This is a genomic window from Halorubellus sp. JP-L1, assembly GCF_011440375.1.
Classification (GTDB): Archaea; Halobacteriota; Halobacteria; order Halobacteriales; family Natrialbaceae; genus Halorubellus.
The window spans coordinates 560,296-574,140 of sequence record NZ_JAAOIR010000001.1 but is presented as its reverse complement, the minus strand read 5'-3'; the positions used below and the strand labels follow the sequence as shown (position 1 = coordinate 574,140).

General features: G+C 68.5%; 15 protein-coding genes and 1 tRNA gene. 7 read left to right on the top strand and 9 right to left on the bottom strand.

The features are described from left to right. Window positions 1-49: 49 nt before the first annotated feature. Complete coding sequence (locus G9C85_RS02955; RefSeq protein WP_166036759.1) at window positions 50-1,252, bottom strand: PQQ-binding-like beta-propeller repeat protein; 1,203 nt, start codon at window positions 1,250-1,252, stop codon at window positions 50-52. A gap of 100 nt (window positions 1,253-1,352) precedes the next feature. Next, window positions 1,353-2,765 (bottom strand): class II fumarate hydratase, encoded by a 1,413-nt coding sequence (locus G9C85_RS02950; RefSeq protein ID WP_166036757.1) that lies wholly within the window; start codon window positions 2,763-2,765, stop codon window positions 1,353-1,355. 134 nt (window positions 2,766-2,899) lie between these two features. Between G9C85_RS02950 and G9C85_RS02945 the strand changes: the two genes are divergently transcribed. Beyond that, on the top strand, window positions 2,900-4,042 hold the full coding sequence (locus G9C85_RS02945) for an ArsR family transcriptional regulator (RefSeq protein WP_193570590.1): 1,143 nt from the start codon (window positions 2,900-2,902) through the stop codon (window positions 4,040-4,042). A gap of 27 nt (window positions 4,043-4,069) precedes the next feature. On the opposite strand, the gene G9C85_RS02940 is transcribed toward G9C85_RS02945, so the two are convergent. The 3 genes from G9C85_RS02940 to G9C85_RS02930 form a co-directional block, all read right to left on the bottom strand. Next, window positions 4,070-4,948 (bottom strand): proteasome subunit alpha, encoded by an 879-nt coding sequence (locus G9C85_RS02940; RefSeq protein ID WP_166036755.1) that lies wholly within the window; start codon window positions 4,946-4,948, stop codon window positions 4,070-4,072. Then, window positions 4,945-5,673, bottom strand: a complete 729-nt coding sequence (locus tag G9C85_RS02935; protein ID WP_166036753.1) for a proteasome subunit beta — start codon at window positions 5,671-5,673, stop codon at window positions 4,945-4,947. Before G9C85_RS02935 ends, G9C85_RS02940 begins: the two co-directional genes overlap by 4 nt. 235 nt (window positions 5,674-5,908) lie before the next feature. Further along, entirely contained in the window at window positions 5,909-6,985 is a 1,077-nt protein-coding gene (locus G9C85_RS02930) for a hypothetical protein (protein WP_166036751.1), read from the bottom strand. Window positions 6,986-7,194: 209 nt separating this feature from the next. On the opposite strand from G9C85_RS02930, the gene G9C85_RS02925 reads away from it, so the two are divergent. From G9C85_RS02925 to G9C85_RS02915, 3 genes are all read left to right on the top strand, one after another. Continuing rightward, window positions 7,195-7,896, top strand: a complete 702-nt coding sequence (locus G9C85_RS02925) for a DUF2270 domain-containing protein (RefSeq protein ID WP_166038925.1) — start codon at window positions 7,195-7,197, stop codon at window positions 7,894-7,896. Window positions 7,897-8,034: 138 nt separating this feature from the next. Then, window positions 8,035-9,090: an Mrp/NBP35 family ATP-binding protein gene (locus G9C85_RS02920; RefSeq protein ID WP_166036749.1), complete on the top strand. Its 1,056-nt coding sequence runs from the start codon at window positions 8,035-8,037 to the stop codon at window positions 9,088-9,090. Between the two features lie 3 nt (window positions 9,091-9,093). Then, on the top strand, window positions 9,094-9,357 hold the full coding sequence (locus G9C85_RS02915) for a hypothetical protein (RefSeq protein ID WP_166036747.1): 264 nt from the start codon (window positions 9,094-9,096) through the stop codon (window positions 9,355-9,357). A 54-nt stretch (window positions 9,358-9,411) separates the two neighbouring features. Here the strand turns inward: G9C85_RS02915 and G9C85_RS02910 are convergent, their stop codons facing one another. Next, window positions 9,412-9,978, bottom strand: a complete 567-nt coding sequence (locus G9C85_RS02910) for a heme NO-binding domain-containing protein (protein ID WP_166036745.1) — start codon at window positions 9,976-9,978, stop codon at window positions 9,412-9,414. 165 nt (window positions 9,979-10,143) lie between these two features. Here G9C85_RS02910 and G9C85_RS02905 point away from each other — a divergent pair, with 165 nt between their 5' ends. Next, window positions 10,144-10,776, top strand: a complete 633-nt coding sequence (locus G9C85_RS02905; RefSeq protein ID WP_166036742.1) for a uracil-DNA glycosylase family protein — start codon at window positions 10,144-10,146, stop codon at window positions 10,774-10,776. Between the two features lie 54 nt (window positions 10,777-10,830). On the opposite strand, the gene G9C85_RS02900 is transcribed toward G9C85_RS02905, so the two are convergent. Next, the gene (locus G9C85_RS02900) at window positions 10,831-11,049 is read right to left on the bottom strand and encodes a hypothetical protein (RefSeq protein ID WP_166036740.1); all 219 of its coding nucleotides are present in this window, start codon (window positions 11,047-11,049) and stop codon (window positions 10,831-10,833) included. Window positions 11,050-11,118: 69 nt separating this feature from the next. On the opposite strand from G9C85_RS02900, the gene G9C85_RS02895 reads away from it, so the two are divergent. Both G9C85_RS02895 and G9C85_RS02890 read left to right on the top strand, forming a co-directional pair. Beyond that, window positions 11,119-11,880, top strand: a complete 762-nt coding sequence (locus G9C85_RS02895; protein WP_166036738.1) for a hypothetical protein — start codon at window positions 11,119-11,121, stop codon at window positions 11,878-11,880. A 40-nt stretch (window positions 11,881-11,920) separates the two neighbouring features. Next, a tRNA-Ser gene (locus G9C85_RS02890) sits at window positions 11,921-12,003 on the top strand. Window positions 12,004-12,353: 350 nt separating this feature from the next. Here the strand turns inward: G9C85_RS02890 and G9C85_RS02885 are convergent. Both G9C85_RS02885 and G9C85_RS02880 read right to left on the bottom strand, forming a co-directional pair. Continuing rightward, entirely contained in the window at window positions 12,354-12,887 is a 534-nt protein-coding gene (locus G9C85_RS02885) for a hypothetical protein (protein WP_166036735.1), read from the bottom strand. Beyond that, window positions 12,884-13,483: a hypothetical protein gene (locus G9C85_RS02880; protein ID WP_166036733.1), complete on the bottom strand. Its 600-nt coding sequence runs from the start codon at window positions 13,481-13,483 to the stop codon at window positions 12,884-12,886. The genes G9C85_RS02885 and G9C85_RS02880 overlap by 4 nt, the downstream gene beginning before the upstream one ends. Between the last annotated feature and the right edge of the window lie 362 nt (window positions 13,484-13,845).

Below are 13,845 nucleotides of genomic sequence, written 5' to 3'. Positions count from 1 at the left end.
CACGCGTGTTCAAAGCAAGCACTTCGCCCCCGAATTACTCGGCGCGAGGTCAATCGACGACGTCGAACGCGCGTACCGCCGTGGGAGACGGCGCGACGAACAGCGTCCCGCTGTCCACTTCGAGTCCGAACAGGCCGTTCGTCTCCGCCGTGAACCGACCGATAATTTCGCCGTCGCCCGTCGCTGCGCCGACCCGATGCACCGCGTTCTCGGTCCCGAACCACACCGCGCCGTCGGCGACGGTGACGAGTCCGCCTCTGCTCTCCGGGACCTCGTAGAACCACACACCCTGGCCAGTCTGGGAGTCGATCGCGGCGAGACCGCCCTCCTGTGCCGGGACGTACAGGACGCCGTCTCGTCGCACCGGCGGCTGGCCCGGGGACCGACCCTCGAACCGCTCGGCACCGTCGGGCAGCGGGTACTCCCACTCGATGTCGCCGGTTGCAGCGTCGAACGCGATGACGCGCCGGTAGACGGGAACGTACGCCGTTCCGTTCCGAACGAGCGGCGTCATCGCGGTGTGGCTCTCCTCGGACAGCCACCGTCGCGTCCCCGTCTGGAGGTCGTGACACTGGATGCTCGGTCCGCCGGTCGTCCCGAAGACGACGGCGCCGTCCCCGGGCGGGGAGAGTTCGCTCACCGGGTTCTCGGTCTCGACCCGCCAGCGCTCCGTCCCGTCGGCCGCGTCGAGGCACACGACCGCGGCGCCGCCCCCGCGCTCCTCGCCGAAGACGACCGACGACGACCCCGCCCGGATCGCCGAATCGAGGTCCGTGCCGTCGTACCGCCAGCGCTCCTCGCGGCTCGCGAGGTCGATCCCGACGACCGATCCGTCCCGGGTGCCGACGAAGAGGCCGTCTCCCTCGACCGTGAAGTCACGGACCCGGTCGGGGTACGGCTGCCACCGCTCGAACCCCTGGGCGCGATCGAGCGCCACCACCTCCTCGTTCTCGACGAAAACGCCGTCGTCGTGTAGCGCCATCCCGCTCACGTACTCCGGGCCCGTCCAGCGGCGTTCGAGCGCGTCCGCGTCCGCGAGCAGCGGTGCATCCGGCTCCGCCGTCGTCTCCGTCTCCTCGGCCGTCTCGGACTGCGCCGTCCCGCCCCGCGTCGTCGTGGTCGACTGCGTCCTCGTCGAATCCGCGGTCGTTCGCGTGGCCGTCCGGCGCGTGCTCGTGTCCTCGCCGGCGAGCCGCAGACACCCCGACGTGCCCCCGATGCCCAGCAGTGCCAGCATACGACGTCGTCTCATCGTTCGACCACTCGACACGACACCGCTAAAAGGTTGGTTGTCCATCAGCCGGCGCCGGGCGATCGATCGTTCCTCGACCCCGTCTCGATCCGCCGAGCGCTCAGTCGTCGCCGAGGATGACGCGCTCGGTCATCGCGACCGGGTCGAGGACCTCCTCGGCCTCGGCTTCGCTCAGGTAGCCCTTCTCGACGACGACTTCCTTCACCGTCTTCCCCTCCTTGAGCGCGGCCTTCGCGACCTCGCTCGCCTTGTCGTACCCGATCGCGGGATTGAGCGCGGTGGCGAGCGCCATCGACTGCTCGACCTGCGCCTCGCAGTGTTCCTCGTTCGCCTCCAGCTTCGCGACGAACTTCCGCGCGAACACCTCGCTCGCGTTCGCAATCAGCTCGGCAGACTGGAGGAAGTTGTGCGCGAGCACGGGCTTGTAGAGGTTCAGGTCGATCTGGCCCTCCGCCGCACCAGCGGCGACCGCGGCGTCGTTCCCGACGACCTGCTTGTGGACCTGGTTGACCGCCTCCGCGACTACCGGGTTGATCTTCCCCGGCATGATCGACGACCCGGGCTGGTTCTCGGGTTGCTCTATCTCGCCGAGACCGTTCCGTGGACCCGAGGCGAGCAATCGCAGGTCGTTCGCGATCTTGTTGAGGCTCCCGGCGACGGTGCGGAGCGCGCCGTGGGCCTCGCTCATCGCGTCGTGCGCTGCCTGGGCCTCGAAGTGCGAGTCCGCCTCGCGGAACTGGACGCCCGTCTCCTTCGTGATGTACTCCGCGGCGAGTCCCGGGAAGTCCGGGTGCGTGTTCAGTCCCGTCCCCACCGCGGTCCCACCGAGTGCGAGCTCCGCGAGGTGCTCGCGGACGTTGTCGACGCGCACGAGCCCCTTCTCGACCTGCGTCCGGTAGCCGTCGAACTCCTGGCCGAGCAGGATCGGCGTCGCGTCCTGGAGGTGCGTGCGGCCCGTCTTCACGACGTCGTCGAACTCCTCGGCCTTCTCGTCTAGGTGCTCGCGGAGCGTGTCGAGCGCCGGGATGACGTCCTTTTCGACGGCCTCGAGGCTCGCGATGTGCATCGCGGTCGGGATGACGTCGTTGCTCGACTGCCCGTAGTTCACGTGGTCGTTCGGGTGGACGACGCGGTCGCCGACCTCCGCGCCCGTGATCTCGGCGGCGCGATTCGCGATGACCTCGTTCGCGTTCATGTTCGACGAGGTCCCGGATCCCGTCTGGAAGACGTCGACGGGGAACTGGTCGTCGTGCGCGCCCGCGATGACCTCGTCCGCCGCCTCGACGATCGCGTCCGCCTGCTCGTCCTCGAGCAGGTCGATGTCGCGGTTCGCCTGCGCCGCGGCCTTCTTCACGACGCCGAGCGCGCGCACGAACCGCCGCCCGAACGTGATCCCGGAGATGGGGAAGTTCTCGACCGCGCGCTGGGTCTGGGCGCCCCAGTACGCGTCCGCCGGTACCTGCATCTCGCCGAGACTGTCCCGTTCCGTGCGGTAGTCCTCGTCGTCTGCCATACGCGAACCGTCGACTCGGCGCGCGTAAAACCCATCGGTACGGCGGCGTCGCGCCCGCTCGCCGCTCGCAGCGCGGCGGTGCGTTCGGTGCCGCGGACACCAGACCTATGCCTTCGACCCCCGAGTCTGAAGGTATGACCGACGAGGCGGTCCCCGACGCCAGCGAGCCAGCGTCAGCGGACGCGTCCGCGTCGACGCGAACGGACCGGGTGGACGCGACCAGCGACGCGTTCCAGGCCCTCGCCGGCGACCCGCGAGTGCGCGTCCTCGCGGCGCTCGCCGGCGCACCCGACGGACGGGCGACGTTCACCGAGCTGTTCGAGGCGACGGACGTCGACACCACCGCGGGGTTCGCGTACCACCTCCGGCAGCTCGACGACCGGTTCGTCCGGAAGATACCCGAAGACGATGGGGACGGCGACGCGTACGCGCTCACCGACGCCGGCCGCCGCGTCGCCCGGGCGATCGAAGCCGGCGCGTACACCGACCGCGTCGACGAGGACCCCGTCCCGCTCGACGAAGACTGCCCGCTCTGTGCCGACCCCGTCGGCCTGCACGCGTCCGTCGCCGACAACGTCACGCGCGTCGCCTGCACCGCCTGCGGGCGCGACGTGCTCGCGCTCCCGTTCCCGCCGAGCGGGTACGCGACTCGCGACCCCGAGACCGTCCCGGAGGCGGTCGACCGCCACCACCGGCGACGGATCGCGAGCTTCGCCGACGGCGTCTGCCCCGACTGCGGCGCCCCCGCCTCCGGCCGCGTGGAATCCGCGCCGAACGCGCCCGACGAAGCCAGCGGCGGACCGGACGAGGTTGCGGACGCCGCGAACGCCGCGGACGCCGACCCCGTCGAACGGCACGCCGTGCGGGCGTCGTTCGCGTGCGACGCCTGCAGCGCCGACCTCTCCTGTCCGCTCTCGTTCGTCCTCCTCGACCACCCTGCGGTCGTCGCCGCGTACCACGAGCGCGGCGTCGACGTCCGCGACCGCCCACTCTGGACCGTCGGCGTCGACTGGCGCGAGCGCGTCCTCAACGACGACCCCTGGTGCGTCCGCACGACGCTCCGAAATCCGAACGACGATGACGACGATGACGAAGACGACGACCGCGACCTGCTCGCCGCGTACGTCGGCCGGGACTGCACGGTCGTCGACGTCACCAGGCTCGACGACGCCGCGGACGCCGGAGTGAGCGCCGAGGACGACGGCCGCATCACCGCCGACGCCGCGAACGACGACGCCGCCGACGAGTCGACCGCCGACGACGGCACGGCCGCCTGAACTCGTCGAGAACGCTTCCTGCGTTCCTCAGGACGCCCGCCGAACGCCAGCCTCGTCGAGCGCACTCGCCCGTTCGCCCTCGCCGAGCGTCCGATACCCCGAGTCGTCGACGACCGCGAGCGAGACGTCGCTCGGCGCGAACCCGTCGTCCTCGACGGTCGACGCCAGCCCGGTCAGCGCGAGGTCTCGCGCCCCGAGGACGTCCAGGCCGGGTTCGTAGTGCGCTTCCAGGTGACTGCGGGCCGCGTCAGTGCCGCCGCCGATCGCGGTCGCGTGCCACTCGCTCGGCGACCCCGACGGGTCGACCTCGTAGAGTCGTACCGCAGCGTCGTCGGCCCCCTCGGGCGAGCCGTCGCCGTGGTCGTCACCGTGGTAGTCAGTAGATTCGGCGCCGCCATCCACGAGGTGGTCAGTAGCGTCCACGCCGAGGTCGTCAGTAGATTCGGCGCCGCCATCCACGAGGTGGTCAGTAGCGTCCACGCCGGCGACGAGCAATCCCGCGCCGAACGGCCGCGTTCCCCCAGCCTGCGTCGCCTCTTGGACGTGGTCCGCGATCGCGGTCGCGAGCGGTTCAACGTCGACGGGCTGGTCGTACCGGAGGCGTTCGGTCTGCGCGCGCCGCCGAGCGAAGTCGACGATGCGGCGACCGTCCGCGACGTGGCCCGCCGTCGCCGCGCCGAGGCGGCCGTCGAGGTCGTGGAGCTTCTCGACGCTGCCGTCCACGAGGAGCGACGAGCGCGTTCGCGCGTCCGCCGCGAGCACCACGCCGTCGTCGCCGCGGACGCCGACGACCGCCGTGCCGTTCCGGACCGCCTCGCGAGCGTACTCGACCTGGTAGAGCCGGCCGTCCGGCGAGAACACGGAGACGCCGCGATCGTACGCCTGCCGGTCGCTGCCACCGTTCATCGCCGTCCACCTCCAGTCCGGGCGGCGACGGCGTCGCGGTCGACGACCTCCACGTCGACGCCGTCTGCGGTGACGGTCGCGACGTGCGCGCCGTTCCCGCTCGCGGTGTCGCGCTCGCTCGCCGCCGCGACCGCGTCGAGCGCCACCTCGCGTCCCGTCTCGGCGTCCGCGACGTTCTCGGCCGCGCCCTCCAGTACGCCGTACGCGACCTGCATCCCGCTCCCGGCCGCGCCGTACCTCGTCGGGACCACGCCGCCACCGCCGTCGAGTTCGTAGATGGAGGAGCCAGTGGAGTCGACGCCGCCGAGGAGGAGCTGTGCGGGCACGCCGCGGACGAGGTTGCCCGCGACCGACGCCAGCGCGTTCATCGACATGTCCTCGCCGCGCCGGGCGGCGTACAGGTCCGCCTCGGCCTCGAGCGTCCGCACGAGGTCCTGGACTGCACCGACGGACCCGGACATCGCGAGCGCCGCCGTCGAGTGCACCGGGAGTACCTTCTGGACGGCCTTGTTCGCCGTGAACCGACCGCCGAGGCTCGCGCGCTGGTCCGCCGCGACGACGACCGCGTCGCCGGCGGCGAGCGCCACCGTCGTCGTCCCGGTCTCCAGCACGCCGCCATCTCTCGAGGTCGCCGTCTTCGGCCCGTCGGCCCGGGTCGGTTCGTCCTGCGAAGGGAGCTCGAACGTCGTCCTGTCCGCCAATCGCTCGGTCGTTCGGTCGAGCATACCGGTACCAGGACCCGGCCGAAGAAATATGTTATCTAAAATATATTTTAGCCGGTGGCGACAGCCCCCGCCAGCGATCGTCGTACTTCAGACCGGGAACCTAGGCGACGACACCGCCTGGAAGCACCCAGTGACTCCTCGGACGACCACCTCGGCGCTCCAGCAGGCGCGTCGTCCGTCATATCCGCGATCGCCACCACGCTCCCACCGCAGTTCCTTCGAGTCGTTCGCGTCTCTACTCGTCGTCCTGGAGCAGCTTCGAGTCGTCGTCGCCGCCGAGGACGAACGGACCGGCCGCCAGGGTCTTAATCGAGATAGTGGCCGTCCGTAGCACGTACGCCGAGAACAACGTGTACGGAGCCATCCCGACGACGTACGCGAGTCCGACGAACCAGATGATGGACGGGATGAACAGGAGAGAGAAGTCCGGCAACAGCCCCGCTCGAATCGAGAGGATGGCGTACGCGATGAAGACAATTGCGGGAAATGAGACGACGAGCAATGCACGCGAGAGGTTCGCGAGCTCTCGCTTGAAGTAGAGCGTCTTGAAGTACTCCCGACCGATGGCGAAATATTTGAGAGTTGTGATGAGGTCGTCGACCTTCTCCAGTTGACTCTCCGTGAGCGTATCCTCGTGTCGAACCCGAAGCTGGCGGACCGCGTAGACCTGTCGCGAATAATCGTACTGGATTCCGGCGAAGAGCACCTCCGACGTCCCGAACGCCCCGCTCTCCAGACGCTCCTCGACGTCTCCGACCTGACGGACGATGTCGTCCCTGATGAGTTCCATCTGACCGTGGAGCGGCTCGTTCTCGTCAGAAATGCTCTCGTGTATCTCTCGAGCGTTCGCCCGAATCGCGTCGAAGATCACCTCGAGGAACTCCGCCGGGCGAACCGGACTGACGTCCGAGTTCATATGCGCCCTGACCGAATCACGGAACGAGAACGTTTCGTCGATCTCCTCTTCCTGTTCACCGAGCGCCGTAATCTCCTGGGACAGGACGATCGAGTTCACCGACACCGCGATCGACACGAGCAAGATGACACCGCTGAAGAGCGCGACGAGGATCGTCTGCACGACCTGTTCCTCCGTGAACAACGTCACGAGTTCGTCCGGCCAGAGGACGCCGCTCCCGAGGAACCCGAGCCCGACGAGGACCAGCGCGACCGCGGAGACCGCCCATCGATTCCCGTTGACCAGTATCCATCGCGACAGGGGATTCGATTCGATAGATATCGGACCGCTTTCTGGTTCGTCCGACCGTCGTTCACGCGGGCCGGAAGACTCGCTCTGCGTCTCTGTATTCGGCATGATATACCTACGATGGCACACTAGAAAAACGCCGATGAAGGGACCAGATAACCCGCCGATGACAGTCGTTACATCGAACACGAATGTCACATACTGACACGTACGGACCCGACCGGCGAACCGAGGTCGGCCCCGCTGGAAGGGCTCGGCCTAACGACACGAGACCCGCCTGTGAAAGTGCTTTGACAGACGGCCCCGTATCGCTCTGTATGTCAGATGACGGGTCAGGCGACTCGGACCTGCGCGAGGAGGCCGAACTCGGCGAGGAGATGGCCGACCACAGCACGGAGATGAGCTCGATACTGGGCGACGCCTATCGCGGCGAACTGGACCGGGAGACGACGTGGCGCTCCCGCCTCGATCAGACGACGACGTGGGGAGTAACGGTCGTCGCTGCGATTCTCACGTGGGCATTCTCCAGTGCCGACAACCCACATTACATCCTCCTCATCGGGATGCTGACCGTCTCCCTGTTCCTGTTCATCGAAGCGCGACGGTACCGCGACTACGACGTCTACCGGTCGCGGGTCCGGCTCTTCCAGCAGAACTTGCTCGCCGACGCACTGGACCCGACGGCGGGGGTGGAACACGAGGACTGGCGGGGCAAACTCGGTCGAGACTACCGGATCCCGACGCTGAAAGTATCGATATGGGAGGCAATCGCGAACAGACTTCGGCGAATCTATCTCCCGCTGCTATCCGTGTTGCTCGTCGCTTGGCTGTTCCGAATCACGACGTTCGCGCCGGACGAGAGCCCGCTGGCGACTGCCGCAATCACGGTCGTTCCGGGAATCGTCGTCGTGGTCGCCGTTGCGCTCTTCTATCTCGCCGCCATCGGCATCGCCGTCTGGCCCCGGGACCGAGAGGCGAAAGGCGAGTTCAGGGCAGGCGACCCGGGCGACTGGAAATAGGCTCCGTCTCACCGGGGAATCCGTCGCAACGCCGGCGAGGGATTGGGCGAGGGAAGACGACTGCGGGCGTGAACACGGAATCGTAACTCAGCGGCTGGTAACACAACCCTTTTCGCTCGGTCGCCCCGACGAACGCGCATGGACGCAGCCGCCATCCGCGACCGGCTCCGGGACGTCACGGACCCGGAACTCGGCGACGACATCGTCTCCCTCGGGCTCGTCAACAGCATCGATGTCGACGAGGACTCGATCCACGTCGACCTCGCGCTCGGCGCACCGTACTCGCCGTCCGAGACCGCAATCGCGGACGCCGTCCGCGACGCCATCGGCGACGTCGACCGCGACGTCTCGCTCTCCGCGAGCGTCGACACCGGGCTCGCCGAGTCCGACGACGTCCTCCCGAACGTCGACAACGTCATCGCCGTCGCCTCCGGCAAGGGCGGCGTCGGCAAGTCGACGATGGCCGTGAACATCGCCGCCGGCCTCTCGAAGCTCGGCGCGCGCGTCGGGCTGTTCGACGCGGACGTCTACGGCCCGAACGTCCCCCGGATGGTCGACGCCGAGGAACCCCCGCAGGCGACGCGCGACGAGACGCTCGTCCCGCCCGAGAAGTACGGGATGAAGCTCATGTCGATGGCGTTCCTCGTCGGCGAGGACGACCCCGTCATCTGGCGCGGCCCGATGGTGCACAAGGTCCTCACGCAGCTCTGGGAGGACGTCGAGTGGGGGCACCTCGACTACATGATCATCGACCTCCCGCCCGGAACGGGCGACACCCAGCTGACGCTCCTCCAGACCGTCCCCGTCACCGGCGCCGTCATCGTCACGACGCCCCAGGAGGTCGCGCTCGACGACGCCCGCAAGGGCCTCGAGATGTTCGGGAAGCACGACACGAACGTCCTCGGGATCGCCGAGAACATGGCGACGTTCAAGTGCCCGGACTGCGGCGGCGAGCACGCCATCTTCGGCGAAGGCGGCGGCGAACGCTTCGCGGACGTCCACGAGATGCCGTTCCTCGGGAGCGTCCCGCTCGACCCCGCCGTGCGAACCGGCGGCGACGAGGGCGCGCCGATCGTCCTCGACGACGACAGCGAAACGGGAGCGGCGTTCCGCGAGATCGCGCGGAACGTCGCGAACAACACCGGGATCGTCCGCCGCCGCGAACACACCGCGCGCAACCCCGCGAAACGGTAACCGATGACCGACGACGACGCACCCGGACGGGACCCGGACGTCGAGGGTCACGCCGACGACCTCGAACCGGACCCCGAGCGCGCCGCCCTCTTGCGCGAGGTCGCCGAGGACGTCCGCGGCGACAGCTCCGAGTCCGAGCAGCTCGCGAACGTCCTCTACCGGACGAGCGACATCTACGACCCCGACGAGGACACCACGCCCGAGGAGGTCGTCCAGAACGTGAAGTTCATCCTCGAGGTCAAGGAACGCGGCGGTCTCGGTCGCTGACTCACTGTCGCCATCGTTATCGACTCTCTGGTGCGCCCGCGAGCTGTCGTTCCGTCAGTCCGCGGCCGCTCGCTCGTTCGGGACGCGACGGACGACGAGGTCACAGTGCGGGTCGCCCTCGAGCTGACACGTCTCGTGCGCGATATCGTAGGAGTCCCCGTAGAACTCGCCGACGCCGTCCACGATGCCCTCCGCGAGCATGCAGAGCTCGCGGTCCGAGCCGTAGCGGACAACGGCGACGTCCTCGTCGACTCGCTCCGCCTCCAGCTCCGGTGGCGTGAACTCGGAGAGCCGCTTCGCTCGCAGCGCCTCGTGGACGTACGTCTCCACGTTCGCGAGCAGGTCCAGCCCCGACCACTCGCCTTCCACGTGTACGCCGTACGTCGAGACGAGCGGCTCCACGATGAACCGCCCGAACTCGTAGAGCAGATCGCCCTCGTCCTCGCCGGACAGCGCGGACGCCGCCGCGACGAGCGCGAGCGCCTCCCCGTCGTCGTACTCCGACACGGGAACGTACAGTTTCCCGTCGAGCCCCGCCTCCGCCTGGATCGCCCGCCACGTCGACTCGTCGTACGTCTCCACGACGAAGTCCTTCATGGCCTTCATCACGATGCCGTGCATCTATCACGGGCCTCGGCACCCGAACGTGAACAACTGGATACCAAACACGATAGGTCCGGTCGGGAACCGACGAACGGACGTGAACGTGTTCGCTTCGACGCCCTCACGACGCAAATCGACGGGCGACCACGAGGACTTATCGGCCGGACCCGCCAACGTGCTCGCGTGGACGCGAACCAGCTCGACGTCTCGAACCCCTTCGGCATGGACACCGACTGCGAGAACTGTCCCGCGCTCTGCGAGACGCGGACGAACGTCGTCCACGGGTACGGGGACGTCGGCGCGGACTTCGCGTTCGTCGTCGACGCCCCCGGCCCGGGCGCGGACGCCTCGGGCATTCCGGCGTTCCACGACGCCGGCGGCGACCGCTTCCGGCGCATCCTCGAACGCTGCATGCTCTGCGCGAGCGCCAGCCCGCCCGAAGCACCCGAGCTCTCGAACGCGTACGTGACGTCCATCGCCAGATGTCATCACCCCGAGCGCGACCCGACCGACGAGGAGGTCGGGAATTGCGAGCCGTACCTGAACGCCGAACTCCGCATGATCAACCCCGAGATACTCGTTCCCGTCGGCGACCGCGTCCTCTCAGAGCTCGCCGTCGACTACACCACGACCGACGCCGACGCGCTCTCAGTCGACGAGCACCACGCGACGAGCGTCCGCGGCCGCGGGTTCGAACTCGCACCGATGCGCGACCCCGCCGAGATGACGGAGGCGAACGCCGACGAATTCGTCGCGTTCTTCGCGGAACTCATGGCGTCGGACTACCGCCAGACGAAGGGGCGACGCGAACGCTGACCGGCACCGGGTCACGTCACGGCCGCGGTGAGAATCGGAGCGTCCGCCGGCCGGTCACCAGTACGGCGTGGATCGCCTGTACGCCGCTGCGGCACCCGCGGCCACGACGAGCGCGGCGATTGCGGCGACGGCGGCCAGTCCCGCGCCCGACGCGGCCAGCGACATCGTGAAGTCACCGGCAGCGAACGACCCGCCGACGCCGACGAGCGAGCCGACTGCGAGCGCCGCGACGACGAGCACTCCGAGGAGTCCGAGGAGTCGAAGTCGAGTCATGGTACACCGTACCCCCACCGACGGCTTAAGAACGGCGGGTTGAAGGCGCCCGCGACCCGAGGCGGGTCCATGACGCTCGTCGCCGTCCTCGCCGACCCGCCCCGGCCCGGACTCGTGCTCGACTCGCTCGTCGACGACGCACCCATCGACGCCAAGGATGCCGCCGACCTCTACGAGGCGAGCCTGCTCGATACCATCGCGGCCAGCGCGAACTCCGGCGCGAAGACGCTCGTGAACTACCGGAGCGACGACACCCTCCCGGACGAGCACGTGACCGACACGCCCGCCGAAGCCGAGGTTCGCGCGCTCGCGAGCCAGGTCGTCGACTTCGACGGCGACGACGTCCGGTTCGAGGTCCAGGTCGGCTCGACGTTCGACGCGCGCGTCGGCAACACCGTCACGCACCTCCTCCGGGACGACCCGGACGTCTCCTCCGTCCTCGCGGTCGACGGCGTCGCACCGCTCATCGGACGCGGAGACGTCGACTCGACGTCGATGAAGCTCCGCCGGTCACCGGTCGTGCTCGGGCCGAGCGACGACGGCGCGGTCTGGGGGGCGGCGTTCGGCGACCTCGTGGACTTCGAGGGCGCGTACACGCCGCCGGCGCTCGAGACGCTCACGCAGCGCGCCGTCGACGCCGGCCACGACGTCGACTACGCGCCCACGTACCCGCGCATCGACACCCCGTCCGGACTGCGCGCGACCGTCGCACAGATCCGCGCGCGCCAGCACGCCGACCGCATCGTCCCCGAGCATACTGCACAGATAGTCGACGACCTCGGGCTCGCCGTCCGCGACCGCGGCGACGGCCCCGAAATCGTCCGCGAGTAACCGACAGGTCTTAGGACGCCCTCGGCGAATCCCCGACCGTGGTGGGATGGCAGAGCGGCCCATTGCGCCTGCCTTGAAAGCAGGTGGCGTCATGCCTCCTGGGTTCGAATCCCAGTCCCACCGCCTTTCGTCGACCGAACACGAGGAGTGATAGCGACGTTTCTCGGTCGACGAAAGTGAGACGGCTGGGATTCGAATCAGGGAGCACGCAGCGCCGAGCGACAGCGAGGCGTCGTGCGACCGTGGTTCGAATCCCAGTCCCACCGTCGTTCCTCCGAACACATTGCGCCGAGCGACAGCGAGGCGCATCGTGAGGAGGAACGACTGGAATCTGGATTCGAAGCCTGTGAGTCGCAGCCCGCGCAGCGAAGCGAGCAGGACCGTCTCACATCGGTTCGAATCCCGGTCCTACCGTCTACTTTCGTGAGCACCGGCTCTTTTGGGATCGGGGAGCGGTACTCGCTGTCGAGTGTTCAGTCGGTGGTGTCGTCGCAGGACGCGTTGCGTTCGAGGACGACCGTCATGGAGTCGCTGCGGCCGTCGACGTGGACGGTGTCGCCGCAGGTGGCGTCCTGGAACGTGGTGGTCGCCGAGTCGCCGGGTTCCAGGGGGTCGGTCGGGGTGGCGAGGGTACGCGTTCGGTCGCCGTAGTCGACGGTGACTGCCGTGAGTGCGGTGCCGTCCGGGAATCGGTTCGTGATGGTGACGGTGAGCGAACTGCTGGCTGCAGTCTCCTGGTCGCTGGTGGCGGGTTCGGTGCCGGTGCGGGTCGCGGTCTGGGTTCCGGTATCGGTCCCGGTTGTGGTACCAGCACTGGTCGGTTCCTGGGTCTGGCTCGTGGTGTGGGTGACGTACGAGACGTCGACGCCGAGGGCGGCGTTCGCGTCGTCGGCGACGTCGATCGAGACCGGGCGGTCGGCGACCGTCGTCGAGAACCCGCCGGTTCCGACCGTGGCCGCGAGCGCGACGACGGCCGCCGCGACGACCACCGTCCCGCGGTGGGTCACCCCTGCTTCACCTCGGCCGGCTCGTCGCGGGCGCCGAGCCGCATCCGATAGTAGTTGTCGTAGAAGTGCCCGATCGACGAGACGAGGAGGGCGACGACGATGAACGTCGCGACGACGACGGGCGACACCCACGAGAACGGCGGGACGGCGAGGAGGACGCCCGCCATCGCGACCGTCGCCAGCAGCGAGAACCCGAGGTAGTACAGCCCCCACGGGATGTCGCCGCCCGTCAGCGAGTCCACGTAGAAGTTCTCGCGAGCCGCGCGTTCCGAGAGCGACACCGTCCCCCGACGGGCGTCGTAATCGATGAAGCCGTACTCCGCCATCTTCGACAGGTGGAACTGCCGGAGCGCGTTCCGCACGCGCTTTCGCTCCCGATGGTCGAGTTCGGCCGCCGGTTTGTCGTACTCCCAGCTCGCGACGCGCTCGGCGAGCTCCGAGACCGACAGCGGTTCGTCGGACTGCTTCAGCGCGTGAATGACGAAGCGCCGTCGCTGATTGCTCAACATCTCCAGGATCGCGTCGCGGGTGAACGAGGTGCTCTGCGCGGCCTCCGCCTCCGACGCCTCCCCGGACGCCGACGACGTCGCCGTCATCGCTCGCACACCCCCCGGGTGTCGTTCCGTCGCCGACCGCCGTTCCGGTGCGTTCGTGCCAGCTGACCCATTGCGAGCGACACCACGGACGGTGCCCAAATTGTTATAGGCAGAATATGTCGACCGGTGCCCTGTATTCGTGTGACTACGAGTCACAGTCGGATAGGGACTATTCGACGTCGGCCAGCGTCCCTCGGTCGGTCCTGTATCCACGACGCTTACCGGACGCTTCCCAGCAATTGACGCGGTACTCCAATCGTCACCAAACGCCGATAGCGCGCCAGTAACCGACACCTGTTGCGGCGACAAAGGCCGTCGGGGAAACGGGCGCACACACCCAGCCCTCGCCTACAAACACCCTC

Coding starts and splice junctions, on each gene's coding strand:
- G9C85_RS02895 (WP_166036738.1), top strand. CDS start 11,119: ATGACGCTCGTCGCCGTCCTCGCCGACCCGCCCCGGCCCGGACTCGTG.
- G9C85_RS02920 (WP_166036749.1), top strand. CDS start 8,035: ATGGACGCAGCCGCCATCCGCGACCGGCTCCGGGACGTCACGGACCCG.
- G9C85_RS02930 (WP_166036751.1), bottom strand. CDS start 6,985: ATGCCGAATACAGAGACGCAGAGCGAGTCTTCCGGCCCGCGTGAACGA.
- G9C85_RS02910 (WP_166036745.1), bottom strand. CDS start 9,978: ATGCACGGCATCGTGATGAAGGCCATGAAGGACTTCGTCGTGGAGACG.
- G9C85_RS02900 (WP_166036740.1), bottom strand. CDS start 11,049: ATGACTCGACTTCGACTCCTCGGACTCCTCGGAGTGCTCGTCGTCGCG.
- G9C85_RS02935 (WP_166036753.1), bottom strand. CDS start 5,673: ATGCTCGACCGAACGACCGAGCGATTGGCGGACAGGACGACGTTCGAG.
- G9C85_RS02925 (WP_166038925.1), top strand. CDS start 7,195: ATGTCAGATGACGGGTCAGGCGACTCGGACCTGCGCGAGGAGGCCGAA.
- G9C85_RS02915 (WP_166036747.1), top strand. CDS start 9,094: ATGACCGACGACGACGCACCCGGACGGGACCCGGACGTCGAGGGTCAC.
- G9C85_RS02880 (WP_166036733.1), bottom strand. CDS start 13,483: ATGACGGCGACGTCGTCGGCGTCCGGGGAGGCGTCGGAGGCGGAGGCC.
- G9C85_RS02950 (WP_166036757.1), bottom strand. CDS start 2,765: ATGGCAGACGACGAGGACTACCGCACGGAACGGGACAGTCTCGGCGAG.
- G9C85_RS02955 (WP_166036759.1), bottom strand. CDS start 1,252: ATGAGACGACGTCGTATGCTGGCACTGCTGGGCATCGGGGGCACGTCG.
- G9C85_RS02940 (WP_166036755.1), bottom strand. CDS start 4,948: ATGAACGGTGGCAGCGACCGGCAGGCGTACGATCGCGGCGTCTCCGTG.
- G9C85_RS02945 (WP_193570590.1), top strand. CDS start 2,900: ATGACCGACGAGGCGGTCCCCGACGCCAGCGAGCCAGCGTCAGCGGAC.